Origin of the sequence: Rhodophyticola sp. CCM32, from assembly GCF_004751985.1 — a bacterium.
Lineage (GTDB): Bacteria > Pseudomonadota > Alphaproteobacteria > Rhodobacterales > Rhodobacteraceae > Rhodophyticola.
Map to the genome: position 1 here is coordinate 2,106,977 of NZ_CP038492.1, position 26,819 is coordinate 2,133,795.

Annotated in this window: 27 protein-coding genes and 1 pseudogene; 11 read left to right on the forward strand and 17 right to left on the reverse strand. The window is 61.3% G+C overall.

The window, feature by feature from the left end; all coding sequences use genetic code 11:
• Positions 1-31 precede the first annotated feature (31 nt).
• The 3 genes from E2K80_RS10160 to E2K80_RS10170 are packed head-to-tail and all read right to left on the reverse strand — an operon-like array spanning position 32 to position 2,696.
• Positions 32-427 carry a RidA family protein gene (locus E2K80_RS10160; RefSeq protein WP_238475487.1) on the reverse strand — a complete coding sequence of 132 codons (396 nt, stop codon included), beginning with the start codon at positions 425-427 and terminating at the stop codon, positions 32-34.
• Positions 424-1,194 carry a cupin domain-containing protein gene (locus E2K80_RS19575; protein WP_238475488.1) on the reverse strand — a complete coding sequence of 257 codons (771 nt, stop codon included), beginning with the start codon at positions 1,192-1,194 and terminating at the stop codon, positions 424-426. The genes E2K80_RS10160 and E2K80_RS19575 overlap by 4 nt, the downstream gene beginning before the upstream one ends.
• Positions 1,164-2,696 (reverse strand): acyl-CoA carboxylase subunit beta, encoded by a 1,533-nt coding sequence (locus E2K80_RS10170; protein WP_135374909.1) that lies wholly within the window; start codon positions 2,694-2,696, stop codon positions 1,164-1,166. The genes E2K80_RS19575 and E2K80_RS10170 overlap by 31 nt, the downstream gene beginning before the upstream one ends.
• Before the next feature lie 285 nt (positions 2,697-2,981).
• On the opposite strand from E2K80_RS10170, the gene E2K80_RS10175 reads away from it, so the two are divergent.
• The 3 genes from E2K80_RS10175 (at position 2,982) to E2K80_RS10185 (ending at position 6,204) form a co-directional block, all read left to right on the forward strand.
• Entirely contained in the window at positions 2,982-4,184 is a 1,203-nt protein-coding gene (locus E2K80_RS10175) for a multidrug effflux MFS transporter (protein ID WP_238475489.1), read from the forward strand.
• A gap of 101 nt (positions 4,185-4,285) precedes the next feature.
• Entirely contained in the window at positions 4,286-5,683 is a 1,398-nt protein-coding gene (locus tag E2K80_RS10180; RefSeq protein ID WP_135374911.1) for a helix-turn-helix domain-containing protein, read from the forward strand.
• 53 nt (positions 5,684-5,736) lie between these two features.
• On the forward strand, positions 5,737-6,204 hold the full coding sequence (locus E2K80_RS10185; protein ID WP_135374912.1) for a CoxG family protein: 468 nt from the start codon (positions 5,737-5,739) through the stop codon (positions 6,202-6,204).
• A gap of 50 nt (positions 6,205-6,254) precedes the next feature.
• Here E2K80_RS10185 and E2K80_RS10190 read toward each other — a convergent pair whose 3' ends face one another.
• The 3 genes from E2K80_RS10190 to E2K80_RS10200 all read right to left on the reverse strand — a co-directional run bounded on the left by E2K80_RS10190 (position 6,255) and on the right by E2K80_RS10200 (position 8,865).
• Positions 6,255-6,944 carry an HAD family hydrolase gene (locus E2K80_RS10190; RefSeq protein WP_135374913.1) on the reverse strand — a complete coding sequence of 230 codons (690 nt, stop codon included), beginning with the start codon at positions 6,942-6,944 and terminating at the stop codon, positions 6,255-6,257.
• Positions 6,945-7,286: 342 nt separating this feature from the next.
• Positions 7,287-8,162 (reverse strand): DMT family transporter, encoded by an 876-nt coding sequence (locus E2K80_RS10195; protein WP_238475490.1) that lies wholly within the window; start codon positions 8,160-8,162, stop codon positions 7,287-7,289.
• 97 nt (positions 8,163-8,259) lie between these two features.
• Positions 8,260-8,865: a LysE/ArgO family amino acid transporter gene (locus tag E2K80_RS10200; RefSeq protein WP_135374914.1), complete on the reverse strand. Its 606-nt coding sequence runs from the start codon at positions 8,863-8,865 to the stop codon at positions 8,260-8,262.
• Between the two features lie 90 nt (positions 8,866-8,955).
• Between E2K80_RS10200 and E2K80_RS10205 the strand changes: the two genes are divergently transcribed.
• On the forward strand, positions 8,956-9,846 hold the full coding sequence (locus E2K80_RS10205; protein WP_135374915.1) for a LysR family transcriptional regulator ArgP: 891 nt from the start codon (positions 8,956-8,958) through the stop codon (positions 9,844-9,846).
• 106 nt (positions 9,847-9,952) lie between these two features.
• On the opposite strand, the gene E2K80_RS10210 is transcribed toward E2K80_RS10205, so the two are convergent.
• Positions 9,953-10,693, reverse strand: a complete 741-nt coding sequence (locus tag E2K80_RS10210) for a YebC/PmpR family DNA-binding transcriptional regulator (RefSeq protein ID WP_135374916.1) — start codon at positions 10,691-10,693, stop codon at positions 9,953-9,955.
• 150 nt (positions 10,694-10,843) lie between these two features.
• Here E2K80_RS10210 and E2K80_RS10215 point away from each other — a divergent pair.
• Positions 10,844-12,618: pseudogene (locus E2K80_RS10215) on the forward strand (SLC13 family permease).
• Positions 12,619-12,690: 72 nt separating this feature from the next.
• Here E2K80_RS10215 and E2K80_RS10220 read toward each other — a convergent pair.
• Genes E2K80_RS10220 through E2K80_RS10240 form a run of 5 tightly spaced genes read right to left on the reverse strand, consistent with a single transcriptional unit; the run spans position 12,691 to position 17,249 of the window.
• Positions 12,691-13,071, reverse strand: coding sequence for a hypothetical protein (locus E2K80_RS10220; RefSeq protein WP_135374917.1), 381 nt, complete (start codon positions 13,069-13,071; stop codon positions 12,691-12,693).
• A 27-nt stretch (positions 13,072-13,098) separates the two neighbouring features.
• Positions 13,099-14,877, reverse strand: coding sequence for an SLC13 family permease (locus tag E2K80_RS10225; protein ID WP_135374918.1), 1,779 nt, complete (start codon positions 14,875-14,877; stop codon positions 13,099-13,101).
• A 21-nt stretch (positions 14,878-14,898) separates the two neighbouring features.
• Entirely contained in the window at positions 14,899-15,825 is a 927-nt protein-coding gene (locus E2K80_RS10230) for a DMT family transporter (protein WP_135374919.1), read from the reverse strand.
• Complete coding sequence (locus tag E2K80_RS10235; protein ID WP_135374920.1) at positions 15,822-16,634, reverse strand: TIGR00282 family metallophosphoesterase; 813 nt, start codon at positions 16,632-16,634, stop codon at positions 15,822-15,824. The genes E2K80_RS10230 and E2K80_RS10235 overlap by 4 nt, the downstream gene beginning before the upstream one ends.
• Before the next feature lie 48 nt (positions 16,635-16,682).
• The gene (locus E2K80_RS10240; RefSeq protein ID WP_135374921.1) at positions 16,683-17,249 is read right to left on the reverse strand and encodes a 5-formyltetrahydrofolate cyclo-ligase; all 567 of its coding nucleotides are present in this window, start codon (positions 17,247-17,249) and stop codon (positions 16,683-16,685) included.
• A gap of 274 nt (positions 17,250-17,523) precedes the next feature.
• Between E2K80_RS10240 and E2K80_RS10245 the strand changes: the two genes are divergently transcribed.
• The 6 genes from E2K80_RS10245 to E2K80_RS10270 all read left to right on the forward strand — a co-directional run bounded on the left by E2K80_RS10245 (position 17,524) and on the right by E2K80_RS10270 (position 22,760).
• A complete protein-coding gene (locus E2K80_RS10245) occupies positions 17,524-18,138 on the forward strand; it encodes a VOC family protein (protein ID WP_135374922.1) in 615 nt (204 codons plus the stop codon).
• Positions 18,135-18,605, forward strand: a complete 471-nt coding sequence (locus tag E2K80_RS10250) for a GNAT family N-acetyltransferase (protein WP_135374923.1) — start codon at positions 18,135-18,137, stop codon at positions 18,603-18,605. Before E2K80_RS10245 ends, E2K80_RS10250 begins: the two co-directional genes overlap by 4 nt.
• Before the next feature lie 33 nt (positions 18,606-18,638).
• Positions 18,639-19,322, forward strand: a complete 684-nt coding sequence (locus E2K80_RS10255) for a molecular chaperone DjiA (protein WP_135374924.1) — start codon at positions 18,639-18,641, stop codon at positions 19,320-19,322.
• 10 nt (positions 19,323-19,332) lie between these two features.
• On the forward strand, positions 19,333-20,379 hold the full coding sequence (locus tag E2K80_RS10260; protein WP_135374925.1) for an endonuclease/exonuclease/phosphatase family protein: 1,047 nt from the start codon (positions 19,333-19,335) through the stop codon (positions 20,377-20,379).
• 31 nt (positions 20,380-20,410) lie between these two features.
• On the forward strand, positions 20,411-20,764 hold the full coding sequence (locus tag E2K80_RS10265) for an AAA+ family ATPase (RefSeq protein WP_135374926.1): 354 nt from the start codon (positions 20,411-20,413) through the stop codon (positions 20,762-20,764).
• Between the two features lie 145 nt (positions 20,765-20,909).
• The gene (locus E2K80_RS10270) at positions 20,910-22,760 is read left to right on the forward strand and encodes a M3 family oligoendopeptidase (protein ID WP_135374927.1); all 1,851 of its coding nucleotides are present in this window, start codon (positions 20,910-20,912) and stop codon (positions 22,758-22,760) included.
• Here E2K80_RS10270 and E2K80_RS10275 read toward each other — a convergent pair.
• The 5 genes from E2K80_RS10275 to E2K80_RS10295 all read right to left on the reverse strand — a co-directional run bounded on the left by E2K80_RS10275 (position 22,747) and on the right by E2K80_RS10295 (position 26,412).
• Positions 22,747-23,055 (reverse strand): BrnA antitoxin family protein, encoded by a 309-nt coding sequence (locus E2K80_RS10275; protein WP_135374928.1) that lies wholly within the window; start codon positions 23,053-23,055, stop codon positions 22,747-22,749. The two genes, E2K80_RS10270 and E2K80_RS10275, sit on opposite strands and share 14 nt — an antisense overlap.
• Positions 23,052-23,300 (reverse strand): BrnT family toxin, encoded by a 249-nt coding sequence (locus E2K80_RS10280; RefSeq protein WP_135374929.1) that lies wholly within the window; start codon positions 23,298-23,300, stop codon positions 23,052-23,054. The genes E2K80_RS10275 and E2K80_RS10280 overlap by 4 nt, the downstream gene beginning before the upstream one ends.
• A 372-nt stretch (positions 23,301-23,672) precedes the next feature.
• Entirely contained in the window at positions 23,673-25,328 is a 1,656-nt protein-coding gene (locus tag E2K80_RS10285) for a tryptophan halogenase family protein (RefSeq protein WP_135374930.1), read from the reverse strand.
• A 130-nt stretch (positions 25,329-25,458) separates the two neighbouring features.
• On the reverse strand, positions 25,459-25,767 hold the full coding sequence (locus E2K80_RS10290) for a DUF4389 domain-containing protein (RefSeq protein WP_135374931.1): 309 nt from the start codon (positions 25,765-25,767) through the stop codon (positions 25,459-25,461).
• A gap of 225 nt (positions 25,768-25,992) precedes the next feature.
• Positions 25,993-26,412, reverse strand: coding sequence for a hypothetical protein (locus tag E2K80_RS10295; protein ID WP_135374932.1), 420 nt, complete (start codon positions 26,410-26,412; stop codon positions 25,993-25,995).
• Positions 26,413-26,819 lie beyond the last annotated feature (407 nt).

The window sequence follows — 26,819 nt, forward strand, 5'->3', positions numbered from 1 at the left end:
AGGCATAAGGCGGATATGCGCATGTGCCGGATCACGGGCGTCGCGCCAGCATGTCAATTTCCACCAGCGCCCCCACCGCCAGGGCCGTCACCCCGATGGTGGTGCGTGCAGGGCGGCGATCAGCCGGGAAACAGCCCTGATAGGTGTCGTTGAACGCCGCATAATCACGTTCAAATTCAGTCAGATAGCAACGGCATTGCAGAATATGGCTCAGATCAAGGCCAAGACCATTCAGCACAATCTCCAGATTCCGCATCACCGCCCGGGTCTGCGCCACGATCCCCTCGGGCAGCGGCGCATCCGGCGCATCCGGGTCCGTGGGCATCTGCCCGGTCAGCATCACCCAGCCATCGGCCTCCACCGCGTGGGAAAACGGCGCGACGGGCCGGGCGCCGCCGGCGATCATATGGAAGAGGGGGGAGGTCACACAGGGGCGTCCCGGGAGTGGGTGGGAAACTCCGCCGGGGAAGTAATTTCGATCAGTTCCATATCCTCGGAATGCCGGACCTCACGATGGCGGATACCGGGTGGCTGAAGAACGCAGGACCCTATTCGGAGCACGTGTTCCCCGTGCTCTTCATATTCGAACACGACCCAACCTTTTGTGACATAGACCATCTGGAAATCGAGGGTATGGGAATGCCACTCGCCAGGACTCTCTTCACCTGGCACCGCACGGATTACATGGGCGCCAAATTTGCCGGATGTGGCATCGGCGACGCCGAGCTGGCGATATTCGAAAAACGCGCGAAGACCCTCGTCAATAAAGGAGGAAGAATCGGCGTGGGAGATGGTGAAGGCTTGTGGATCGAATCTAGCCCTATTTGGCATTCGTCGCCAATGTTCGCGCACCAGAACCATGTCTACAATCTCATCGGTACCCGCGCCCTCGCGTGCCTCAAGGAATTCTGGGCTGATCGGCTCACCACGAATTCCCCAAAATCCACGATCCAAATGCACAAAGAGATCGGCGGCTCGGTAGTTCATCGAGTCGCTCGAATGGTCCTCAATAGTACGGCGCACAGTAGCCTTCCATTCCCTAGACAGCTCGCGCTCGGTAGTTCGTTCAATGAATAGGTACAACTCATCATAGCGAGCAGCGCCGCCTAAAACTCTGAGAGCATGAAGAATTTCATCTCTCCACTGCATCCCGACACCCACCCTCACAACGGAATATTGTCGTGTTTCTTCCACGGCATTTCGAGCTTCTTGGTCCGAAGCGCGGCAAAGGCCCGGCAGACCCGGCGGCGGGTGCTGCGGGGCTGGATCACCTCGTCGATAAAACCGCGTTCAGCCGCCACAAACGGGTTGGCGAACCGGTCCTCGTAATCCGCGGTGTGTTGCGCAAGTTTCTCAGGGTCACCCAGATCGGCGCGGTGCAGGATCTCTGTTGCGCCCCTGGCCCCCATCACCGCGATTTCCGAGGTTGGCCAGGCATAGTTGATATCGCCCTGCATATGTTTGGACGCCATCACCACATAGGCCCCGCCATAGGCTTTCCGCGTGATCACGGTCACTTTCGGCACTGTCGCCTCGCCATAGGCAAACAGCAGCTTGGCACCATGTTTGATGACCCCGCCATATTCCTGCCCGGTGCCGGGAAGAAACCCGGGCACATCGACAAAGGTGAGGATCGGAATTTCAAACGCATCGCAGAACCGCACGAAACGTGCCGCCTTGCGGGAACTGTCGATATCCAGCACACCGGCCAGGTTCAGCGGCTGGTTCGCCACCACGCCGATGGTCTGCCCCTCCAGCCGGATGAAACCGGTGATGATGTTTTTCGCAAACTCCTCCTGAAGCTCATAAAAATCGCCCTCATCGGCCACTTTCAGGATCAGTTCCTTCATATCATAGGGCATGTTCGGGTTGTCCGGCACCAGCGTGTCCAGGCTTTCCTCCACCCGGTCGGGGCTGTCATAAAACGCACGCACGGGCGGTTTTTCGCGATTGGACAGCGGCAGAAAGTCGATCAGGCGGCGGACCTCGGCCAGGGCCTCCACATCATCCTCAAACGCGCCATCAGCGACCGAGGATTTGCGCGTATGGGTGCTGGCCCCGCCCAGTTCCTCCGCCGTGACCTGTTCATTGGTGACCGTTTTCACCACATCAGGCCCGGTGACAAACATGTAGGAGCTGTCCTTGACCATAAAGATGAAATCGGTCATCGCCGGTGAATAAACCGCCCCGCCCGCACAAGGGCCCATGATCATCGAGATTTGCGGCACAACGCCCGAGGCCAGGATGTTGCGTTTGAAAATCTCGCCATAGGCGGCAAGGCTGCTGACACCTTCCTGAATCCGCGCGCCGCCTGAATCATTGATGCCGATCACCGGCGCGCCGTTCTGCATGGCCATATCCATGATCTTGCAGATTTTCGCCGCATGGGTTTCAGACACGGACCCACCCAGAACCGTGAAATCCTGGGAAAACACATAGACCATACGCCCGTTGACCGTGCCCCAGCCGGTGACCACGCCATCGCCCTGGGGTTTGGTTTTCGCCATCCCGAAATCGGTGCAGCGATGGGTGATGAACATGTCGTATTCTTCGAAAGACCCTTCATCCAGCAAAAGTTCCACCCGTTCGCGCGCGGTCAGTTTGCCCTTGGCGTGCTGGCTGTCGATGCGGTTCGCGCCGCCGCCAAGACGGGCCTCTTCGCGGCGATGTTCAAGCTCTTGCAGGATATCTTTCACAGGGGGGTCCTCCGATAGGGCCATGGCGCATTTCAGGAAAGCCTACAGGCGAAAGCCCCGCAAAGACAGGAAGAATTGGAATATTTGCAAATGCACTCGCCACTTATCCTGCAATACTGCAAACCTGCAAATTCAGCGACAAGCGGCACGGCGCGCGCACCCCGATCCCGGCCCCATCCGGGCCACCGCTGCCCCGCTATCCGCCGGTGCACACCCCCTTGTGCATCCCCGCTCATAGACAAGGGGCGGGGGCAGGCGTAGACCACGGGCATGTCTTCTTTTCCCATGGTCCGATTTCTCGACCGCACCACCCCTCCGCATATCTTCACACTCATCATGCTGACCGGCATCGGTGCGCTGTCGATGAACCTGTTTTTACCCTCCCTGCCGAATATGTCGCTTTATTTCGGCACCGATTATCAGGTGATGCAGCTTTCCGTGGCGGGGTATCTGGGCGTCAATGCGATATTGCAACTGTTTGTCGGGCCGCTCTCGGACCAGTATGGCCGACGGCCGGTGCTGCTCTGGGGGCTTGGAATCTTCATTCTGGCCTCTCTTGGCTGCATTTTCTCCACCTCGATCGAGGTGTTTCTGCTGTTCCGGATGATCCAGGGCGCGGTTGTGGTGGGCATGGTTCTGGGCCGCGCGGTGGTGCGCGACATGGTCCCGCAGGAGGAAGCCGCCTCGATGATCGGCTATATCACCATGGGCATGGCCGTGGCGCCGATGATTGGCCCGGTCTTTGGCGGCATTCTGGATCAAACCTTTGGCTGGAAGTCGAATTTCCTGGTCCTGGCGGGTCTTGGGATGCTGGTCTGGCTGTTGATCTGGCGCGATCTGGGAGAGACGGCACCACGCAACGCGGTGAGCTTTCGCGCCCAGTTTGCCGAATATCCCGAACTTCTGACCTCGCGCCGGTTCTGGGGGTATTGCGCCGCCGCAGGTTTTGCCGCAGGGGCGTTTTTCGCCTATCTGGGCGGCGCGCCCTATGTCGGGTCCGTGGTGTTTGGCCTGTCACCCGCAAAAGTCGGCTTCTTCTTTGGCGCCCCGGCCCTGGGGTATTTCTTTGGCAATTTCATCTCGGGCCGGTTTTCCGTCAGGATGGGCATCAACACGATGATCCTGTGGGGCTGCATCATTACCACCGTCGGTGTGCTGGCCTCGCTTCTGCTGTTTCTGGCCGGGCTGAAAACGGCCGTCGTTTTCTTTGGCTTCATGACCTTTGTGGGCCTCGGCAACGGTTTGGTCATGCCCAATGCAACCTCGGGCATGTTGTCGGTGCGTCCACATCTGGCGGGCACGGCCTCGGGCATTGGCGGGTCGATCATGATCGGTGGCGGCGCCGCCCTGTCGGCGCTGGCAGGCACGCTGCTGACCGTAGGTGAAGGGGCATTCCCGCTGATCTGGATCATGCTGATCACCTCGGTTCTGGCACTCTTTTCAATCCTCTACACCATCCGGCGGGAACGACAGATCAGCGGTCTCTGATCCGCAGAATTCAAGAATTGCCTTGCCAAACCCTGCCGGACGCCTGTTCTCTGCTGCAGGGTTTGCAAACCATTCTGCAAACCCTGCAAAGTGGAGGATCCATGGCCGTCCAGAAACTCTATGCCGGGGCCAAACTGCGGGAATTGCGCACACGGCTTGGCCTGACGCAGAAGGATTTTGCCGCCAAGCTTGGCGTGTCCCTGCCCTATCTCAACCAGATGGAAAACAACAATCGCCCGGTCTCGACCACGGTGGTGCTGGGGCTGGCGCAGGAATTCGGCTTTGACGTGACCGAGTTGAGCACCGGCGATGCGGAACGTCTGGTCAGTGACATGCGCGAGGCGCTGGCCGATCCGGTGTTCACCGACACCCCGCCCGCGCTGGCCGATCTGAGGCTCGCGGCCTCCAACGCCCCGGCGCTGGCGCGCGCCTTTCTGGACCTGCATCGCAGCTATCGGCAAACCCATGAACGGCTGGCCTCGCTGGACGAGGCGCTTGGCCGCGACGGGGCAAGCCCGGCCCCTTCCCCCTGGGAGGAAGTGCGGGATTTCTTCCATTATTGCGACAATTATATCGACGCGGTGGACCGGGCCGCCGAACGGTTCGCGGCGCAGGCCCGGGGCGATCTGGCCAGCTATACGGCCGAACGGTTGCGCGCCCGCGGGATCACCATCCGCCATACCGCCGGTGGCGGGGTCCGCCATTATGATGCGGACAGCAGGCAGCTGACCCTGTCGCCGCGCGCCGCGCCGGAAACGCAACGCTTTCAGCTGCTGCATCAATACGCCCTGCTGGAACAGGGAAAACTGCTGGAGGCGACGCTGGATCTGGCCCGGTTTCAAAGCGACACCGCGCGTGCCATTGCCCAGATCGGTATGGCCAATTATTTCGCAGGCGCGGTGCTGATGCCCTATGCCCGCTTTACTGAGGCCGCCGCCGAAACCCGCCATGATCTGGAACGGATGTCGATCCAGTTCGGGGCCTCGATCGAACAGATCGCCCATCGTCTGTCGACCCTGCAAAGGCCCGGCGCCAAGGGCGTGCCGTTCTTCTTCACCCGGGTGGATCAGGCTGGCACGATCACCAAACGCCATTCGGCCACACGGCTGCAATTTGCCCGGTTCGGCGGTGCCTGCCCTTTATGGAACGTGCATCAGGCCTTTGAAACACCGGGGCAATTTCTGCGCCAGCTGGCTGAAACGCCCGATGGGGTGCGGTATGTCATCCTTGCCCGCGATGTCTCCAAATCCGGCGGCACATGGGGGGCACCGATGCGGCGCTACGCCATTTCGCTGGGCTGCGAGGTGAAACATGCCGGCGCGCTGATCTATGCGGACGGGCTGGATCTGGACAGTGCAGACAGTTTTCAGCCGATCGGCATTTCCTGCCGGATCTGCGAACGCAGCACCTGTCATCAACGTTCGGTCCCGCCACTGGAACGCAAGCTCCGCGTTGATCCCAACCATCGCGGCCCCCTGCCCTATGAGATCGAGCGTTGACGCCGCCTTGCTGCCCACTCTACTGCTGAGAAACCGCCAAGGGGGAGAAGATTATGGAACTGCACGCCACCCGCATCATCGCCGCGGATCGGGCCACGATCTGGGCCGCTCTGAACGACGCAGACACGTTGAAAACCTGCATTCCGGGCTGTGAAGACCTGACCGGCTCGCCGGAAGAGGGGTTTTCCGCCGTGGTCAAGCAGAAGGTCGGGCCGGTGAAGGCCACATTCCGGGGCGATGTGACCCTAAGCGATGTGGTGCCGGAGATCAGCTACACCATCTCGGGCGAGGGCAAGGGCGGTGTGGCCGGGTTTGCCAAAGGCGGGGCGCAGGTGGTGCTGCGCGATGCGGAAGACGGCGGCACCGAGTTGCAATATGATGTAGAGGCCAAGGTCGGCGGCAAGATCGCACAGCTTGGGTCCCGCCTGATCGACAGTTTTGCCCGCAAGCTGGCCGACCAGTTCTTTGAGAGTTTTCAGGCCCATGTAGAAGGTACAGACGCCGAAGATACGGCCGGGTAACGGCCTCTTTTGCGGTATGTTCTGTCTGATCTTTCCAACGCCGATTATGATTATTCCGCCGCAGCCAAAGGCAGGCCACGCCAGGCCTCCAACACCGTTTCCACACGCAGAATAGGGGTCTGGGTGATCGGGTCGTCAAACTGCGCGTCCTGCGCCAGCAGCCCTGGATACCCAAGACAGGGGATGCCGGCGGCACAGGCCGCCGTCGCGGTGGAGGGCGTATCGACAATCGCAACGCATTGATCCGGTGTCAGGGTCATCTCGGTCAGGGCCAGCATCATCGCCTCGGGGTCCGGGGCCATGCGGGTCACATCGCCCCGCAGAACCGCCAGATCAAAGGGAATGCCCGCCCGCCCCCGCGCCGTGGCTTTCAAAAGCGCGCGCACCGGCCCGGTTTCAGACCGGCTGACAAGCGCCAGCGCCACACCGGCCTTTGCCGCCCATTTCAGCACCTCGCCGACACCGGGGCGCAGCGGAATGCCATCGGTCAGCCGCGCCGCAAAAATCCGCTGATGGGTGGCATCCAGACGGTCTGCATCAACCACCACACCCAGATGATCGGCAAACCGTGCGGCCAGTTGCCGGTCCCCGCCGGGGCGCATCAGTTCGACATAGACATCCCAGGACCATTCCCAGGGCACCCCATGAGTGCGAAACGCCGCATTCCAGGCAGCCCGATCCAGATCGGCACATTCCGCAAGGCTGCCAATTCCGCCAAAAATAACTGCGTGTGGTTTCATCAAATCCTCCGCCAGATCACGGCAGCCCCCTAAAGCGTTTCGACTTTATGTTGAAACGCCTTTTGCTGCCTTTCGCCTTTGGCTCAAACGCGAAAGCCGTTGTGCTGATTCAATGTAAAGTCAAAACTCTATAGCCCGTTCATGGCAGCGGAAACCGGGCCGCACTGGCAAGGGCAATGGCGCATTTGCCGCGATGCAGCATGGCAGATTGGCGCTGCGATGGGCGATGGTTAAGGGTCATGCCTCAAATTCAAGCGGCATGAAAATGCGAGGGCGCGCAGGATCGCTCACTGCCGGTCGTGCCGAGCCGCGCCCTTGATCTTTACGAAAGATAACAAAGTGTTACCCTTTGGTCTGCGCGACCGCCGGGGTGACGTTACGTCGCCGCAGAACAGCCTCGCGCCAGGTCATGAAACTGATCGCCGCAATGATCAGCCCACCGCCGGTGATGACCCAGATATCCGGCGGCTCCCCAAAGGCGACTGCGCCCAGAAGCGTGGCCCAGACCAGTTGCAGAAAGGTGACCGGCTGGGTCACCGTCAACGGAGCTGCGGCAAAAGCCAGCATCATCGTGTAATGCCCTGCCGTGGCAAAAACCGCGACCAGAAACAGCCAGCCCACCTGCACCAGCGTCACCGGCACCCAGACCGCATAGGCAAACGGCGCCAGACCAAGGGTGACCGTGATCGACAGCATGCCAACCACAACCACCGGCCCGAATTCATCCGTCATCATCTTGGCAATCAGATAGCCGACAGCAAAGGAAATCGCGGTGAACATCATCGCCAGATGGCCCAAGTTTAACGCCCGGAACCCGGGGCGCAGGATGATCGCCGCCCCGATCAGCGCCACCACGATAGCCAATATGCGGCGCGCCGCCAGTTTCTCCCCCAGAAACACCACCGCCAGAAGTGTGACATAGACGGGATTGACGTAATTCATCGCCGTCACCTCGGCGATGGGGATCTGGGTCATGGCGTAAAACCAGCAAATCACGCCCAGACTATGTGCCACACCCCGGATGCCAAAAAGCTTCAAGGCCCGGGGTGTCAGTTGCGCATTCAGAATCGGGCGGATCATCGGGATCAGAAAAACCAGCCCCAGAACATACCGCAGAAATGCCGATTGTGCGGGCGGCACATCATTGCCGACGATTTTCACAATCGCCGTGACGGCCACAAAGCAGGCCCCGGTGACCAGCATCCAGAAGACCGCCATTAGGGGAGATTTTGCCGCAAACCGGATCATGGTTTTGGGTGGCAGGTTCACCCGGCAATGACAAGGGTCTCCTCGTGACCCATACGCTGACAGCAGATCACATCAGAAAGATCAGCTTGCCCGCGATGGCCCACATCACAAGGCCCACAAGAATATCAAGCATTTGCCAGGCCCGGGGCCGGGCGAAGACCGGGGCCAGCAATTGTGCGCCATAGCCAAGGCCGAAGAAGAACACAAAGCTGGAAGTGACAGCCCCTGCCCCGAACCAGAGCGCGCGATCCGCATATTGCGTGGACACAGAGCCCAGCAACACCACCGTATCCAGATAGACATGGGGGTTCAGCCAGGTCAGGGCCAGCACGGTCAGCACCGTGGCGCGCCCTGTGCCGGTGCCGTTTTGCCCGGCGTTCAGGGTTTCATTGCCACGCCAGGCCGCCAGGAAGGCTTTCGCCCCATAGAGGATCAGGAAAACAGCCCCGCCATAACGGAAAGCCGGGATCAGCCAGGGCAATAGCTCGGCCACGGCAGAGAATGAACTGACCCCAAGCGTGATGAGAAGCGCATCTGACACCGCGCAGGTCAGGCAGACCGCAAACACATGGGATCGTCGCAGCCCCTGACGCAGGACAAAGGCATTTTGTGCCCCGATCGCAAGGATCAGGCTGAAGCCAAGGGCGAATCCGGGGAAGAAGGCAGCGGTCATTCTGGGGCTTTCTCTTGGCAACCTGCCCCGGTTAGGGCATAGGTCTTCATTAGGCCAGTTAAGCTTTCTATATCGACATTAGAGTTGCGAATGATTGACACCCATGCCCTGATGGCCCTGTCCGCAGTGCTGCGCAGCGGATCGTTTGAAGGTGCGGCAGCGCAGCTGAACATCACCCAATCCGCGGTGTCCCAGCGCGTAAAAGCGCTGGAGGAGAGATTGGGCACAGTGCTGATCCGCCGCACCCGCCCTGCCAGCGCCACCATTGCAGGCTCCCGATTGCTGCGCCATGCCGAAGAGGTGGGGCTGCTGGAGAAGACTCTGGCCGCTGATCTGGAGGGTTTGCTGCCGGATCCGGCCACGCCGCTGCGACTGGCGGTGAATGCGGACAGTCTGGCAACCTGGACCCTGCCCGCATTGGCCGCCGTACCCGGGTTTCTGTACCATCTGGAGATCGACGATCAGGAACATTCAGCCGACTGGCTGAAACGGGGGGAGGTCTCGGCAGCGGTGACAGCGGGACATGTGGCGGTGCCGGGCTGTGACCTGTTCCCGCTTGGCGCCCTGCGCTATGTGGCGACCTGCGCGCCGGGCTTTCGGCAGACATGGTTTGCCGATGGCGTCACCGCAGAGGCGCTGGACGAGGCCCCGGCGCTGACCTTCAACTCCAAGGACCGGCTGCAACAGCAATGGGCCGAACAGGTGACCGGCCGGAAACTGGCCTTGCCGACGCATTTCTTCGCCTCAAGCCACGGGTTTGTAGAGGCCGCAAAACTGGGCATAGGCTGGGGGCTGAACCCGGAAAGCATGGTGACGCAGGCGCTGGCAGAGGGGTCTTTGGTGGCGCTGGTGCCTGATCAGGTGTTCGACGTGCCGCTAAGCTGGCAGGTGCCAAGACAGATGGTGAAGGCATTGCGGCCACTGACCCGGGCGATGCGGAAAGCGGCGGCAGAGCGGTTGCATCCGGTTGACCCGAAATGACCCTTCCGCCCGGCGGCACCGCCGGGCCGCGCCCGACCCTCCCCCCGGGAGGGCGCTTCGCACCCGCCCAGGCTCGGGCGCGACCCTCAGCAGCGGTTTTCAATCCTTAAAGCTGCTCCATGATCTCATCGGAGATGTCGAAATTCGCCGTCACCGTCTGGATGTCGTCATCATCCTCCAGCGCCTCGATCAGCTTCATCAGCTTCTGCGCGCCATCCATATCAAGCTCGGTCGTCGTGGTGGGCCGCCAGACCAGCTTGGTCGATATACTCTCCCCCAGTTCCGCCTCAAGCGCGGTCGACACCTCGTTCAGATCCGTGTCAGTACACCAGATCACATGGCCGTCTTCGGCGCTTTCCACATCTTCGGCCCCGGCCTCGATCGCGGCCATCATCACCGTGTCCGCATCCCCGGCCTCAACCGGATAGCTGACCTGCCCCTTGCGGTCGAACATGAAGGCAACCGATCCGGTCTCCCCCAGATTTCCGCCATGTTTTCCGAAGGTTGACCGCACGGTAGAGGCGGTTCTGTTGCGATTGTCGGTCATCGCCTCGACAATCACCGCAACACCGCTTGGGCCATATCCTTCATACCGGATCTCATCATAATTCTCTGCATCGCCGCCAAGCGACTTCTTGATCGCGCGGTCGATCACATCCTTGGGCACCGATTGACCTTTGGCCTCTTTCACCGCCAGACGCAGACGCGGGTTTTTATCCGGGTCCGGGTCGCCCATCTTGGCAGCCACGGTGATTTCCTTGGCAAGTTTGGAAAACAGCTTGGAGCGGACCGCATCCTGCCGCCCCTTCCGGTGCTGAATATTCGCCCATTTTGAATGGCCTGCCATCATTATCTCCCGCGCAAAATCTTCGGCAGAATGTCTATACGGCAGGCATGACCGGCGGGGCAACACGAAAGGCGGCGAAGGCCTGCGGCCCCCTGACGGGCCAAATCAGGGTGGTTTCCCTGCTGCATCGTTCCGCATACAACAGACCCCATGACCACAGATCAAATCATCCTCTTCGCCCTGTTCGGCACTGTCTTCGGCCTGCTTCTCTGGGGACGGTTCCGCTATGATCTGGTGGCGTTTTCAGCGCTGATCGCCGGGGTTCTCCTTGGGGTTGTTCCTTCGGACGCGGCGTTTTCGGGCTTTGGCCACCCGGCCACACTGGTGGTGGCGCTGGTGCTGGTCGTGTCTGCCGGGCTGGTGCGGTCAGGCGCGGTGTTTCTGATCACCCGCACATTGGTGGATGCATCCCGCTCCCTCGGGGCCCATATCGCGATCATGGGCGGTGTCGGCGGTGTCCTGTCGGCCTTTATGAACAATGTGGCGGCCCTGGCTTTGCTGATGCCGGTGGATATCGCAACCGCACGCAAAGCCGGGCGCAGCCCCGGCGTATCACTGATGCCCCTGTCTTTCGCGACGATCCTGGGCGGCATGGTCACGCTGATCGGCACACCGCCCAATATCATCATCGCCACAATTCGTGAGGATGCATTGGGCGCCCCGTTCAGGATGTTCGATTTCGCCCCCGTGGGCGGGATCGCGGCCCTTGCAGGTCTGGCGTTTGTGGCGCTGATCGGCTGGCGGCTGATCCCGCGCGGGACAGCGGCGTGGGCGGCGACCGGATGGCGGAACTGGCCCCGTATATTGCCGAGCTGAGCCTGCCTGCGGACAGCAAACTGGTGGGCACCCGCCTGCGGGAGCTGCTGGATCCGGCGGAAAAAGCCGATGTGGCCATACTGGGCCTGCTCCGCGATGGCAAACGCCGCTTTGGCACGGGGCGGAACCTGAAACTGAAAGCCGGTGACCTGCTGGTGCTGGAAGCCACGCCCGAAGCTCTGGATGAATTCCGCACCGCGTTTTCCCTGCCTCTGGCCCCGTCAGACAACCCTGCGGCAAATGCCCTTGGCGACGGCGTGAGCCTGGTTGAGATGGTGGTGCCGGAAACCGCCAGAATCGCCGGGAAAACCGCCGAAGGTATCGGATTGTCCTGGCGGAAACGCTCGGTCCTGATGGGGATCGCCCGGCAAGGCAGGCGGATCACCAAACGCCTGCGCAAGACCGTGATTGAACCCGGTGACATCCTGTTGCTGCTGGTGCCCTCTGACAATGCGGAGGATGTGGTGGATTGGCTGGGCGGTCTGGCTCTGGCCGATCGCGGGCTGAACGTGACCCGGGACAGCAAGACCTGGCTGGCGATCGGGCTGTTCGGGGGGGCGGTTCTGGCGGCGTCTCTGGGGCTGGTCTATCTGCCGGTTGCGCTTGGGGTTGTGGTGATTGGCTATGTGCTGACCCATATCCTGCCGATCCAGGATATCTATGATCATATCGAATGGCCGGTTGTGGTGCTTCTGGGCTCGATGATCCCACTGGGGGCCGCATTGGAAAGCTCGGGCGGGACGGACCTTATCGCGGGCGCCCTGGTAGGCCTGACCGACGGGCTGCCCGCCTGGATGATCCTGACCGTGCTGATGGTGGTCACAATGACGCTGAGCGATATCCTGAACAACACCGCCACCACGATTGTCGCCGCCCCCGTGGGCATCCAGATGGCCCATACACTGGAAGTGTCCGCCGACCCGTTTCTGATGGCTGTGGCGATTGCCGCCTCGGCGGCGTTTCTGACCCCTATCGGGCATAAGAACAACACCCTGATCCTGGGGCCCGGAGGTTATGGGTTTGGCGATTACTGGCGAATGGGCCTGCCGCTTGAGATCATCATCATCGCGGTTTCGATTCCGTCCATTCTGGTGTTCTGGCCGCTCTGACCGGCACCTCCCGCCGCGCGGGACGCGAGGAAAGTCATAAGACAAGAAGAAGGGACGCCGGGTTTCCGGCACTCAATCCTCAAGCGAAGGCTGGGGAGAGGCGAAGACGCGGGTGCGACCTGTGTCATCGGTGATCGTAACGCGGGCCACCGGCGCGATGACATCCGGGTTGCCAAGGGCAGTGAATATCTCTTGCAGAATATAACGGACCGGGTTGGTGCCCGGGTCAATCTCGACCGTATAGGCGTAAGGGGTGGGGCAGCCTTGCAAATTGCCCGACCATTGGTTTCCGGCCCCCGGAGAGGCGGTATCGCGGCAAGTGGTCCCGTTCGACATGGGCACGGTGATATTTGTCTCGGTCAGGGCCACGGAAAGCGGGCGTGCGGGGCCAATGGAACAGGCGGAAAGCGCGATAAGCGCAGCAGCGGTCAGGATGGTGGGGTGGCGCAGCATAAGGGAAATCCTTTGCGGTCAGATGGGTCAGAGAGGCCAGAGGAGCGGGATAACAGCGCTGACAACAAGCCCCGTGCTCAGCGTCAGTGGAATGCCGATTTTCATGAAATCGGTGAATTTATAGCCGCCGGGCCCATAGACCAGCATATTGGTCTGATAGCCGATCGGGGTGGCGAAACTGGCCGAGGCGGCAATCATCACGGCAATGACCAGAGGACGGGGATCAACGCCGATGGCCTGGGCCAGCCCGATGGCGATGGGGGTGACCACCACGGCCACCGCATTGTTCGACACAAGCTCCGTCAGGACCGAGGTGATCAGATAGATCGCCCAGACCAGCAGAAACGGCGGCAGACCGGCAAGCCAGGGGGCAAACCCGCCCACAACCAGCGCCACAGCGCCCGTGGCCTGCAAGGCAGCGCCAATTGCCAGCATCGAGAAGATCAGCGCCAGCAGACGGCCATCAATAAAGGAAAACGCCTCATCCGCGTCGATACAGCGGGTCAGAAGCACCAGGGCCACGGCGACAACGGCCAGAAGAAAGATCGGCGCCGTCGTGAAAGCGGCCAGCAAAACGATCCCCATCATCGCGGCGATGGCAATCGGCGCATGGCTGCGGCGATAGGCCCGGGCCGAGGGTTTGGCGACATCGACCAGATCCATATCCGTCGCCAGCCGCTGAATATCCGCCGGATCCCCCTCCAGCAGCAGGGTATCGCCAATACGCACCACCAGATCGTCCAACTGCCGCCCGATATTCTGGTTCCGCCGATGCACCGCCAGCGGGTAAACCCCATAGCGCCGCCGCAGACGCAGGGCACCAAGCGACCGGCCCACCATGTGGCAGCCCGGCGTGATCAGCACCTCGACGGTCTGGGTCGCCACCGAGCTGAGCTTGTCGACCGTGCGCAACTGCTTGTTGGCTTGCAGGCCCAGCACCTCGGACATCTCGGTGCGCAGTACCACCCGGTCGCCCGCTTCCAGCACCACCTCCTCCATCTCCCGGCGCAGCGAGGCATCGCCCCGCAGCACGTCAATCAGGCGCACACCATCGCGGCGGAAAATATCCACATGCGTGGCGTTCTCGCCGATCAGGTCGCTGTCTTCGGGCAGGGCCAGTTCGGTGAAGAATTTCATCCGGCCGCGATTTGACAGCATATCGGCCATCGACCCGCGATCCGGCAACAGGCGGCGGCCGAACAGCCAGAGATAAACCATGCCCCAGACCACCACGACCAGACCGATGGGGGTGATCTCGAAAATCGTGAATGGCGCCAAACCCTGGGACCGGGCCACCCCATCCACCAGCAGGTTGGTCGATGTGCCGATCAGGGTCAGCGTGCCACCCATGATCGCCCCGTAGCTGAGCGGGATCAGCAGTTTCGAGGCCGGACGCCGAAGCGACCGCGCGATCTGCACGAATACCGGGATCATGACGACCACAACAGGCGTGTTCGAGACAAAGGCCGACCCCAGCACCACAAAACCCATCAGTGCGCCCAGGGCCATAAGCGGGCGGGATTTGGCATTTGCCTCGGCGATGGCGGTGAACCGTTCCAGTGACCCGGTGCGCACCAATGCCCCCATCACGATGAACATTGCCGCAATGGTCCAAGGGGCGGGGTTTGACAGCACCGCCAGCGCATCGGCATAGGGCAGAAGGCCGGTGATCAGCAGCAGCGCCACCCCCGCCAGCGCCACCACCTCGGTCGGGTAGCGTTCGCGGAGGAACATCACGAACATCAGACCAACCACCGCGAGGGTCGCGATGGCCTGGGTCTCGGCCGATAGCGTCAGATTGATCATGGATGCCCTTGCGCGTCTGCCTCAGCGCGCATCATTCCCCAAGGGGGCGGCGGCGTCCAGCATCTCTTTCGGGCGGGGCTGAACCAAGAAAAGCCCCGCGAACATCACCGCGATGGCACCCCAGACCCAGGGGCTGTAACTTTCGCCCAGGATCATCTGCGCCCAGAGAATACCCCAGCCGGTCACCAGATAGCTGACCTGGGCCGCGAACACCGCACCGGCGCGCCCGACCATCCAGACATACCCGGCATAGGTGACCGCATGCAGACTGCCCGAGGCGAGGATCGCCAGATCCGGCAGGCCGTAAGGCGGCAGGGGTGAAATCCAGTGGCCGGTCAGAAGGGCCAGCGGAGCGGCAAGCCCCATGCCGATCAGCGATGCGCCCAGCAATACCTGCACCGGATCAAGCCCGGCAGTCCCGTAACGCGACACGACATTGCCCTCCAACGCATAGAAGGCCGGGGCAATCAGCGCCATCGGCAGCCACCAGACCATGGCCCGGTCCGGCAGGCTGGTCTCGGGCAGCGCGATCATCACAATAGCCACAAGACCCAGCAGCAGGCCCAGAAAGCGCAGGCCCGAAAACCGGTCAAGCCCCCAGGCCAGCGCAATGGGGAAGGCCAGCATCGGCACCAGCGAAAGCGTAATCGACAGGATACCCGAGGGCAGATGGATGGCGGCGGTATAGCTGGCGGCGTTCGGCAGTAATGTGCCGATCAGCGCGATAACGGTGTAAACGATGATATGGCGCGACGCCCGGGGCAGCCCCCGCCCCCGGACCCGGGTGATCGCCCCCAGCAGCCCCGCGCCAATGGCGAATTGCCAGAAGATGATGCCGAAATGGCGATACCCTTCTGAGACGGCGATTTTCGACAACGGTTGCGTCAGGCCCCAGGCCGCCCCCAGACAGACCAGAAGGGCAAGAAGCCCGGCCGTCTCGCGCTTCACGGGGTGGCCTGCTGCAACCGGCCACCGATGCGGATGGGGTGTATTTTGGTGGCTTTGCCGCTCTGGTCATCGGTTTCGATATACACACCCGACAGGGTGGCCTCACCCGTGGCGGGCGTGAACCGCTCTTTCGGCATGCCGGTGATGAACCGGCGCAGCGGCTCGGCCTTTTCCATCCCGATGACGGAATGATAATCGCCACACATTCCCGCATCGGTCATATAGCCGGTGCCGCCGGGCAGGATCTGCGCATCGCCCGTGGGCACATGGGTATGGGTGCCGACAACCAGACTGGCGCGCCCATCGCAGAAATGCCCGATGGCCATTTTCTCCGATGTCGCCTCGGCATGGATATCCACAATCACCATCTGCGCCTGCCCCCCCATCGGATAGGTGGCCAGCGTGGTCTGCAAGGCCGAAAACGGGTCATCAAAAGGCCGTTTCATGAACACCTGGCCCAGAACCTGCGTGACCAGAACCTTGCGCCCCCCGGTCGCCTCAAACAGGCGCGCGCCCTTGCCCGGCGCGGATTTTGAGAAATTCACCGGGCGCAGAATACGCGGTTCCTTCTCGATGAATTGCAGCATGTCACGCTGATCGAACGCGTGATCGCCCAGGGTCAGACAATCGATACCCGCATCCAGCAGGGTTTTCGCATGGCCCGCAGACAACCCCACCCCGGAGGTGGCATTTTCGCCATTCACCACAACGAAATCCAGCCGCCACTCGGCGCGCAGCTTTGGCAGATGGGCAATTATCGCCGCTCGGCCCGCACGGCCCATCACATCGCCCAGGAATAAACATTTCATGCCTACCGGCTTAGGACGGGACGCGCCCGGCGGCAAGGGTGCTCAGACCTATGGGACCACGGGCCGGAGAGTGCCCGCCTCAGTCACAATCGCATCCAATGGCTGATCGGTGGGCTCCAGCGGCAGCGGCGGCAATTGCTGGGCCGAAAACGCAAACCCGATGGCACATGTGGGCCGCGCCGCACGCAGCACGGCAAGCGTCCGGTCATAGAACCCGCCGCCGTAGCCAAGACGGTTGGCCGCCGCATCGAACCCGACCAGCGGGACAATCAGGATATCGGGGGCAACCCAGTCGCCTTCCACCGGAACCGGCGCCCCGAACGGCCCCGGGATCATCCGCACCCCCGGCGCCCAGACGCGGAATTTGAGAGGCTGACCCTTGGCCTCGATCACCGGCACACAAAGCCGGTTTCCCTCCGCAAGCACGGTCATCGCCGGGATCGGGTCAATCTCGGTCCGGATCGGCATGTAGCCAGAGATGATCCTGCCCCTGACCGGCCCGATCTCGGCCAGAAGCGCGGCGGAGGCAGCAGATACATCCTCCTCCCCAAAGGCACGTTTGCGCGCCTCATACGCCATGCGGCGCAGAGTGGCTTTCTGTTCGGCAACACTCATGACAGCGCAGGCTCCGGTCAGGGCAAACAAGACAATCCGACCAAAGATGCTCCGCCCCGCCGACCGGATCAAGCACCTATCCGAAAATGCCGCAATCCGCTTACGACCCCCCCATCAATCCCACTATTTGCTTTCAAAATATGGCGGGGGGGTGCGGGGGCAGCGCCCCCAGCGGATCGGTGCCGAAGGCGGCGATATCACACACCCTGCCCCTCAGCACTTCCCCAAACCACCCATCCGGGTTACCCATATCCCCGGCTTCAGGAGACCCCGCATGCTGACCCTTGACCATATCGCCCTTGCCACAACCGACCTGACCAGCGGCACCGCCTGGGTCGAGACCGCCTTTGCCGTGCCCATGGCCCCCGGCGGCCAGCATAAAGAGATGGGGACGCAAAACCGCCTGCTCTCCCTCGGCCCCAAAGAATATCTGGAACTCATCGCGATCAACCCTGACGCCCCCGGCCCCGCTCAACCGCGCTGGTTCGATCTGGACACTTTCACCGGCCCCACGCGCCCCCGGGCATGGATCGCGCAGGTGCCCGATCTGGAGGCCGCCATTGCCGCCGCGCCCGAGGGGATCGGCGTGCCATGGAGCTTGCAACGCAATGACCTGACATGGAAAATGGCCATCCCCAAAACCGGAAAACTGCCGTTTGACGGCCTGTTCCCGGCGCTGATCGAATGGCAGGGCCAGACCCACCCCGCCCCGCACCTGCCGGATCAGGGTATCCGGCTGACAAGGCTGCAACTTTCCCACCCCGGGGCAGACGCTCTGCGCGCGGCCATGACCCCGATCTGTGATGATCCCCGGCTACAAGTGATCAGCGGAGACACAGCCTGCCTGAGCCTCCGCTTCGACACGCCGAACGGGGTGCTGCACATATGATCCGCCCCGGCAGACCGGAAGATGCAAACGCCATTGCCGCGATCTGGAATCCGCTGATCCGCGAGACCACGGTGACCTTCACCACGCAGGAGAAAACAGCGGGCGATATCGCTGATCTTCTGAAAAGGCAGCCGGTTTTCGTGGCGATACCCAATGATCAGATCGCTGGCTTTGCGACCTATGGCCCGTTTCGCCCCGGACCCGGTTATGCCCATACGGCGGAACATTCGATCTATCTTGCCGCTCACGCGCGTGGGAACGGGCTGGGCCGGGCGCTGATGGTGCGGCTGGAAACCCATGCCCGCGATCAGGGTCTCCATGTGATGGTTGCCGGCCTCTCTGGCGACAACAAAGGCGCGATCACATTTCATACCGCGATGGGCTATACCGAAATTGGCCACCTGCCCCGGGTCGGGCGCAAATTCGACCGCTGGCACGATCTTGTGCTGATGCAGAAATGCCTCTGACATCCGGCCCGGTTTTCGGCTAAAAACACCCCCATGTCTTTGTGGAGCCGCATAACAGACGCGCTGTCGGCGCTGGCATCGGGCGAAGGGCTGGGCGCGGTCTTTGACCGGCTGCGCACGCCGCCGGAACGCTCGGTCGCGTTCACCATCGCGATCATCGCGCTCAGCGCCAAGATGGCCAAGGCCGATGGGCGGGTCACACGGGATGAGGTGACCGCGTTCCGCGAGGTCTTCCATGTCCCGGCAGAGGATGAACCCGCCGCCGCCCGGGTCTTCAATCTGGCCCGCGAGGATGTGGCCGGGTTCGAGGAATATGCCGCGCGTATTGCCCGGATGTTCGGCGACAACCCGGCGGTTCTGTCCGACCTGATGGAGGGGCTGTTCCACATCGCCTGCGCCGACGGAACCTATCACCCGAATGAAGATCAGTTTCTGGAACGGGTGGCCGGCATCTTCGGGATGGAACCGCGTGCCTTCACCTCGCTCAGGGCGCGCCATGTGCCCGATGCCGCCCCCGACCCTTATGTGGTTCTGGGTGTGGACACGGCCATGTCGCTGGAGGAGATCCGCGCGGTCTGGCGCCAGCAGGTGCGCGAAACCCATCCCGATCAGATGCTGGGCCGGGGCGTGCCGGAAGAGGCGATCCGCCTGGCGGAAAACCGGCTGCAATCGCTGAACACCGCCTGGGAGGAAATCCAGGCCCATCACGGGGGCTGACCCCGGGGATATGCGCATCGCCACCTATAATGTGGAATGGTTCAGCAACCTGTTCGATGACCAGAACCGGTTGCGGGAGGATGGCGGCTGGTCCGGGCGCCAGGATGTGACCCGGGAACAGCAGATCGCGGCGCTTGGGCATGTGTTCGGGCGGCTTGATGCGGATGCGGTGATGATCGTGGAGGCGCCCGACATCTCACGCCACCGGGACGGGGTGGCGGCGCTGGAAGATTTTGCCGCGCGGTTCGGCCTGCGTGCCCGCAGCGCGCTGGCGGGGTTTGCCAATGACACGCAGCAGGAACTGATCTTCCTATACGACCCGGATATGATGGATGCGCGACATGATCCGGTGGGCCCGATAACCGGCAAGAAAGGTCTGGATGCTGCGCCGCGCTTCGATGGCACCTTTCGGATCGACCTGGATATCGACGCGACCGAGGATCTGGTGCGGTTTTCCAAACCCCCGCTTGAGGCAATACTGGAAACGGCATCCGGGGTGATCCGCATGATCGGTGTGCATGTGAAATCGAAAGCCCCCCATGGGGCGCGAAATGCGGATGAAACGATGCGGATCGCCATCGCCAACCGCCGCAAGCAACTGGCGCAATGTATCTGGCTGCGCGCGCGGGTCGATCAGCATCTGGATGCAGGTGACCCATTGCTTGTGCTGGGGGATTTCAATGACGGCCCCGGGCTGGACACCTATGAAAAGCTGTTCGGCCGCTCTGGCATCGAGATTGTGCTGGGCAAGGATCTGGCCCCGGACCGACAGCTTTATGACCCCCATGCCCGGCGCGCACTGCAAAGCCGGATCGCCGCGCAGCCGACCACCGCGCGGTTCTATCTGCGCGACGAAGAGCGGTTCCTGTCGGCGCTGCTGGATTACATCATGGTCAGCCCCGCCCTGCGCCCGCGCTGCCGCCGCTGGCGTATCTGGCACCCGTTCGATGACCCGGCCTGCTGGCGGGATGAAACCCTGCGCCAGGCATTGCTGACCGCCTCGGACCATTTCCCGATGGTGCTGGAGGTCACGGAGCAAAGCAAGGTTTCCCCTTAAAAAAGGTGATGAAATCGCCTATATTCACCGCATGAAACAGCTTGCCCCCGCCGTTCTGAGCTTATGTCTTCTGGCCCCGCCGGTGATGGCGAATGACGATGGCCCTCCGGACAGCAATATGCGCGACGGGTTTGATCTGTTCGCCCGCGGCGCGGAACTGATGCTGGAAGGTCTGCGTGACGAGATGACGCCGATGCTGGAAGACATCCGGCCGTTTCTGGAACATGAGATGCTGCCCTTTATGCAGGGTCTGGCAGAGGCAATGGACGATCTGACCGCCTATCACCCGCCCGAACGTCTGCCCAATGGCGACATCCTCATCCGCCGCAGGGATGATGCACCGGATCTGCCCGAGATCGGTGAGGGTGGCGAGGTGGAACTGTAGACGCTGCCGTCTGCATCCCTCTGCAAGCGCCGGATTATGCGTATTTGGAACAAGAAGAAGACCGGAACAGGAAGACAGGGGGTTGAGGCCCCGTTGCATGTGGCACATATCAGGGGGAACCAAGATTTAACCCCGAGGTTTTCCGATGATGCTGCCGTTCCCCGCCCCTCTTTGTGATGCCGCAACCGAAGCCGGAGGCGCACCACTTGGCGATCTGCCGGAATGGGATCTCAGCGATCTCTATCAGTCTCAGGACGCGCCGGAACTGACCCGCGATCTGGATTGGCTGGAAGGGGAATGCGCCGATTTCGCCGCAACCTATCAGGGGAAGCTGGCAGGGCTGAGCGCCGCTGAGATGCTGGGTTGTGTGCTGCGCTATGAGAAGATCGACCTGATCGGCGGGCGGATCATGTCATTTGCGGGCCTGCGGTATTACCAGCACACAACGGACCCTGAGCGGGCCAAATTCATGTCTGACATGCAGGACAAGGTCACCGCCTTCACCACGCCTTTGGTGTTTTTCTCATTGGAATTCAACCGGATCGAAGATGCAGCGCTTGAGGCGTTGCTGGCGGAGAATACCGGTCTGGCGCGCTACAGGCCGGTCTTTGACCGGATGCGGGCGATGAAGCCCCATCAGTTGAGCGATGAGCTGGAGCAGTTCCTCCATGATCAATCGACAGTGGGGGCTGCGGCCTGGAACCGGCTGTTTGATGAAACCATCGCCGGGCTGAGTTTTGAGGTCGAGGGCGAAAGCCTGGGCATCGAGGCCACGCTGAACCTGCTGACCGATCCGGACCGCGCCCGGCGCGAGGCCGGCGCCAGAGCGCTGGTTGCAACCTTCCAGACGCGCCTTGGCCTTTTTGCGCGGGTGCATAACACGCTGGCGAAGGAAAAAGAGATCGAGGATCGCTGGCGCAAGCTGCCGACACCGCAGGCCGGGCGCCATCTGTCCAATCATGTGGAACCCGAGGTGGTGGAGGCCCTGCGCAATGCGGTGGTCGCCGCCTATCCGCGCCTCAGCCATCGGTATTATACGCTGAAGGCGAAATGGCTGGGGCTGGACACGCTGGAAGTCTGGGACCGCAACGCGCCCCTGCCGATGGAAGATACCGCTCTGGTCAGCTGGGATCAGGCCCGCGCCACAGTCACCCAGGCCTATGCCGCATTTGACCCGCGCATGGCCGAACTGGCCGAGCCGTTTTTCACCGATGGCTGGATTGATGCAGGCGTCAAAGAGGGCAAGGCGCCCGGCGCTTTTGCGCATCCGACCGTGGTTGATGTGCATCCTTACGTGATGCTGAACTATCTGGGAAAACCCCGGGATGTCATGACGCTCGCCCATGAACTGGGGCACGGGGTGCATCAGCGGCTGGCCGCCGGGCAAGGCGAATTGCTGTCATCGACGCCGCTGACCCTTGCGGAGACAGCCAGCGTGTTCGGGGAGATGCTGACCTTCCGCAAACTGCTTGACGCGGCAGAAACGCCTGAACAGAAAAAGGTGCTTCTGGCAGGCAAGGTGGAGGATATGATCAACACGGTCATCCGCCAGATCGCGTTCTACGATTTTGAATGCAAGCTGCATGATGCCCGCCGCAAGGGGGAGCTGACCCCCGGTGATATCAACGCGCTGTGGATGTCGGTGCAGGCGGAAAGCCTGGGACCGGTGTTCAATTTCATGGATGGATATGAGACCTTCTGGGCCTATATCCCGCATTTCGTGCATTCGCCCTTCTATGTCTACGCCTATGCGTTTGGCGACGGGTTGGTGAACGCGCTTTATGCGGCCTATGCCGAGGGCCAGCCGGGCTTTGAAGAGGCCTATTTCGAGATGCTGAAAGCGGGCGGGTCAAAGCACCACAAGGAGTTGCTTGCTCCTTTCGGGCTGGACGCAAGCGACCCGGCTTTCTGGGACAAGGGCCTTTCCATGATCGAAGGATTCATTGACGAGTTGGAGGCGATGGAGGGGTACTGTAGTCAAGTTACTGCACCGTAGACTTGCGTAGCACTTCATTAATACGGCTCTGCCAGCCCGGTCCAGTTGCCTTGAATTTGGCAATAACATCCTGATCCAGTCGGATCGACACGGGCACCTTTGGAGAGTCCGACTTTGGACGCCCTCCGATGTTCTTACGCATCTTCTGGGCAATCTCAGGGAAACCCTCAGAAAAGGGTTTGGCCGAGGCGATCTGGTCATCTGTCAGTTCAGGGCTGTCAGGGTCAGATGCGATCATCTTCTGGATGCGAGCTTCCTCAGCGTCAGAAATTCCAGTGCGCTTTTTGGCAGTCATAGCAAACTCCTTTCCTTGCGACTTGCAGGACGCATAGAGATCACCGAAACGCCTTCTGTTCCCAGAACAGCGAAGACAACGGCGATGGTTCCATCGCTCAAGCAACCTATTGCCATGTGACGGCCTTCCTTGGCGGGGACCGTCACAGCATCAAGGAAGAACCATTCGTCCAGATCAGCAAAATCCAACCCGTGCCGAGACAGGTTGATCTGCCGTTTCGGCTCATCCCAGACTATTGTTATCATGGTTTTTGTATATGCAAAAACCTAATAGAAAATCAAGGTTGGATGCGCTATAGCGTTTCGGCTTTATGTTGAAACGCACTATTCAAAACCCATTTTTGCAATGTCGAACTGTTCTGCAAACATCTTCCCAAGCTCTTCCGGGTTTCTGACTGATCAAGGGGCTTGCGAAGGTCGTCTGCCGCCCAGACGGTTCAGGCGCTGCATATGTCACCACAGATCTTGGAAAAGATCTGTATGATCAACTGGTTCCGCTTGGAGGCTGGGTCTGGGCCGTGGCGATGGCCGAGGCCCCACCAGCCGATACGTCTTCGGACAAGACCGGGTGAGTATCTGCAACACCGCTGCAATGCCACCCGACCGGTAGCCCCTTGATCACAGCAGGCTGGCATCTTCCTTTTCCAGTGGCGCAATTTGGGGGGCTTTCAGCGGCGCAGCGCCCGGCATTGCCACGGTGGGCTGGGCCATGGGGAAAACAGGGGCGGCTCTATCCTCCCCCCTGAGCTGGGTCAGAAGTGTGCGGTGATCGGCCATCTCAGACACGCTTTTCCTGATCGCAGTGCGCGCGGCCTGAAGATGCCGCCCCCAGACCTCCTGCCGCAGCGGCAGATTGCGCGTCACCTCCGCGCTGCCATAGCCGGTCTCATAAACCCGTTTGCCCAGAAGCACCGTCTGATACACGCCCGGAGAGAAAAGGGATGCAAATTCAAGATCATATGGCCCCGGCAGCGTATGTTTCCAAAGCTCCAGATTTTCGGCCAGGCTGTCGGGCACTTCCAGATTGCGCGCGTCGATCCAGTACGGGTCATCGCTGCGATTTCCAAGCGCGTAATGCAGGCAGATGAAATCGCGCACCTCGTCATAAAGCGCCGCTGACAGTTTGTTATACCGGTCGCGCAGCGGATCGGCAAAATCCTGATCGGGGAAATAGGTGGTCAGCCAGCGCACGGCGGTGTCGATCATATGGATGGCGGTGCTTTCCAGAGGCTCGATAAACCCGCCCGACAGGCCCACGGCAATACAGTTCTTGACCCAGGCCCGTTCCGTCCGGCCCACCCGCATGGGGATCACCCGGGGTTCGGCGCCTTCGGCCTCCTCCCCCAGATGGGCCATGAATTCATCCATCGCCTGTTCATCCGTGCGATGCGCGCTGGAAAACACATATCCGGTGCCGATCCGGTGGAACAGCGGCACCCGCCAGACCCAGCCGGCGCCAAGTGCGGTCGACTGGGTGACCGATGGCAGTTTTGATGGCTCCCTATGGGGGATCTGCACCGCCAGCGCCCGGTCATTGGCGAGATATCTGGAATAGGACACAAAAGGCTCTTTCAGGATCTGGTTGATGATCACGCCCCGAAACCCGGTGCAGTCAATCACCAGCTGGACCGGATGGCGACCGCTTTCCTTCAGGTTCAGCGCCGCGATATAGCCGCGGTCATCCTGTTCCACATCCACCACATCCTCAAGAATATGGGTCACCCCGCGCGCAATGCAGGTATCGCGCAGCATATGGGCGAATTTGCCCGCATCCAGATGATAGGCAAAGCCGACACGCGGGTCGTTTTCCTTGGCGCCCAGCACACGCGGGCCCTTATGGGCGCGGGCCAGATCGACGGCGGCCGAATAGGTCTGCACGAAATCCAGCGCACCCGCCCCGTGGCGCAGCATGAAATAGCCCGCATCAATACCCTCGACCCGGGGCACGGGGTTGAACGGGTTCACATAATCAACCGGCGCCCCGTCATTGTCGACATTCCAGTTGCGGAACAGCACGCCCAGTTTGAAAGAGGTGTTGCAGGTCTTGAAGAACTCGGCCTCGGGAATGCCGATGTTTTTCAACGTGCGCGGCATGCCGGGCACCGTGGCCTCCCCCACGCCCACGGTGGGCACATTGGGCGATTCCACCAGCGTGATGCGCACATCCTTATCCGCCCGGCCCGGGCGCGTCAGAATGCTTTGCAACAGGCTTGCGGTCAGCCAGCCAGCGGTGCCGCCGCCCACAATCGTGATCTCGGTAATCGGTTCACCCATGGCCGTTTCCCCCGCAGACATGCACAGGCATGCCGTATCCACCCCGATTGTCAGACAGCATGACCAAGTGCCTGAATTCGGGGGCAAGGTAGAGTGTTTTCAGACCGTCGCAAACCCATGCGAACAGGGATCAGTCAAGTTCGGTCCAGGGCCAGGGTTTGACCTCGCTGGCGGCGGTCTGAAACCGGGCGGCCTTGGCAATCCAGATGCCCAGATCAGTCCCGAATTCCGACAGGCGCGGGTTGGGTTCTCCGCTATTGATCACCATGATGACGAACTGAATGATCGTCAGAACCCCCAGAACCGTCTGGGCCAGGCTGATCATGATCGCGATGATCACCATAAAGACCAGACGCATCACCAGACCTTCGCGGCCTGACGGTTCATTCTGTTCCCCGTTCAGGCGGCCATCAACCTTCTCTTCATCGCTCAGCGGCATCCTTACATCTCCTTCATCGCGTTTGGGGGATGATAGACCGGTTCGGGCCCCTTTCGCCATCGCAAAGACGGCGAAAGCTACCGGGCCTTGATGCTGATCCGGGCCACTGCCTCTCCCGGCGCTCTAAAAAAGCCCCCCTGCGTTTGCCGGGGGGCTTTTTGTCTGGCCGTATCGGGGGAGGGAGGGCCCCGTCTGGCCGTTCTTGGTATGGTCAGGCGATGTGCCTTAGTTATGGCTCAGGTTGAAGGCGCGGGTGTGGTCGTCATCTTCCTGCAGGTTGCGCAGGATGAAAGCGTCCACCACCGGGTTGCTGCCATAGCTTTGGGTCGAAACCGTCTCGGCGCCGCCGTTGCGGACAAAATTGGCGCGGATATGGTCATCGCCTTCTTCCAGAACCCGCAGCGCGAAATCGGACGCCGAGGTGCCGCCGAAAGACTGGGTGGAGATGGTTTCAGACCCGCCGCCGTTGCGGATGTAGCGGGCCACGGAATAATCACCGTTTTCCTGTGCGTCGCGCAGCTGGATCAGTTCGGCGACAGTGTAGTCCCCGGCATCGACGCCCAGCGAGGCGGCCAGTTGGTCATTTGCAAAAGCAGGTGCGGCAACGGCCAGGGCGAGAGCGGTGGTGAGAGCGAAGCGTTTCATGGGTATGGTCCTTTCGGGTGTGTGTGTTTGGTCGTGTGTTGGTGGAAGTCTGTGCTTCCGATGAGATGAATTTAGGGCAGGCGGACCTGTGTTTCACCCCACGAACCCGTGATAAATACCGAATAATGGTGCGTATGTGCACATAAACCCTGCACCGGTTGCCCTTGAAACACGGGCCCTCTCGGTTCCGTGAGAAATGGCAACATCCCTCACGAAAACAGCCGGTTACCCTCGCAGACCCGTGAGAAATGCAACACAAAGCACACCCCCGCCGCGCATCAGGCACAACAGGGCGTCCGGTTGATTCGGGAAAAGGGGGCAATCTCATCACCCGACGCGTACCGAAAACGGTACTTGGTGATCCTGCATCCAATCAGGCACGAATAAGAAAAGGCTTACGCAAAGCC

Coding starts and splice junctions, on each gene's coding strand:
- E2K80_RS10210 (WP_135374916.1), bottom strand. CDS start 10,693: ATGGCAGGCCATTCAAAATGGGCGAATATTCAGCACCGGAAGGGGCGG.
- E2K80_RS10185 (WP_135374912.1), top strand. CDS start 5,737: ATGGAACTGCACGCCACCCGCATCATCGCCGCGGATCGGGCCACGATC.
- E2K80_RS10240 (WP_135374921.1), bottom strand. CDS start 17,249: ATGAGTGTTGCCGAACAGAAAGCCACTCTGCGCCGCATGGCGTATGAG.
- E2K80_RS10260 (WP_135374925.1), top strand. CDS start 19,333: ATGCGCATCGCCACCTATAATGTGGAATGGTTCAGCAACCTGTTCGAT.
- E2K80_RS10195 (WP_238475490.1), bottom strand. CDS start 8,162: ATGGCGGTCTTCTGGATGCTGGTCACCGGGGCCTGCTTTGTGGCCGTC.
- E2K80_RS10250 (WP_135374923.1), top strand. CDS start 18,135: ATGATCCGCCCCGGCAGACCGGAAGATGCAAACGCCATTGCCGCGATC.
- E2K80_RS10280 (WP_135374929.1), bottom strand. CDS start 23,300: ATGATAACAATAGTCTGGGATGAGCCGAAACGGCAGATCAACCTGTCT.
- E2K80_RS10290 (WP_135374931.1), bottom strand. CDS start 25,767: ATGCCGCTGAGCGATGAAGAGAAGGTTGATGGCCGCCTGAACGGGGAA.
- E2K80_RS10245 (WP_135374922.1), top strand. CDS start 17,524: ATGCTGACCCTTGACCATATCGCCCTTGCCACAACCGACCTGACCAGC.
- E2K80_RS10295 (WP_135374932.1), bottom strand. CDS start 26,412: ATGAAACGCTTCGCTCTCACCACCGCTCTCGCCCTGGCCGTTGCCGCA.
- E2K80_RS10205 (WP_135374915.1), top strand. CDS start 8,956: ATGATTGACACCCATGCCCTGATGGCCCTGTCCGCAGTGCTGCGCAGC.
- E2K80_RS10235 (WP_135374920.1), bottom strand. CDS start 16,634: ATGAAATGTTTATTCCTGGGCGATGTGATGGGCCGTGCGGGCCGAGCG.
- E2K80_RS10220 (WP_135374917.1), bottom strand. CDS start 13,071: ATGCTGCGCCACCCCACCATCCTGACCGCTGCTGCGCTTATCGCGCTT.
- E2K80_RS10255 (WP_135374924.1), top strand. CDS start 18,639: ATGTCTTTGTGGAGCCGCATAACAGACGCGCTGTCGGCGCTGGCATCG.
- E2K80_RS10265 (WP_135374926.1), top strand. CDS start 20,411: ATGAAACAGCTTGCCCCCGCCGTTCTGAGCTTATGTCTTCTGGCCCCG.
- E2K80_RS10275 (WP_135374928.1), bottom strand. CDS start 23,055: ATGACTGCCAAAAAGCGCACTGGAATTTCTGACGCTGAGGAAGCTCGC.
- E2K80_RS10175 (WP_238475489.1), top strand. CDS start 2,982: ATGGTCCGATTTCTCGACCGCACCACCCCTCCGCATATCTTCACACTC.
- E2K80_RS10285 (WP_135374930.1), bottom strand. CDS start 25,328: ATGGGTGAACCGATTACCGAGATCACGATTGTGGGCGGCGGCACCGCT.
- E2K80_RS10270 (WP_135374927.1), top strand. CDS start 20,910: ATGATGCTGCCGTTCCCCGCCCCTCTTTGTGATGCCGCAACCGAAGCC.
- E2K80_RS10180 (WP_135374911.1), top strand. CDS start 4,286: ATGGCCGTCCAGAAACTCTATGCCGGGGCCAAACTGCGGGAATTGCGC.
- E2K80_RS10190 (WP_135374913.1), bottom strand. CDS start 6,944: ATGAAACCACACGCAGTTATTTTTGGCGGAATTGGCAGCCTTGCGGAA.
- E2K80_RS10200 (WP_135374914.1), bottom strand. CDS start 8,865: ATGACCGCTGCCTTCTTCCCCGGATTCGCCCTTGGCTTCAGCCTGATC.
- E2K80_RS10225 (WP_135374918.1), bottom strand. CDS start 14,877: ATGATCAATCTGACGCTATCGGCCGAGACCCAGGCCATCGCGACCCTC.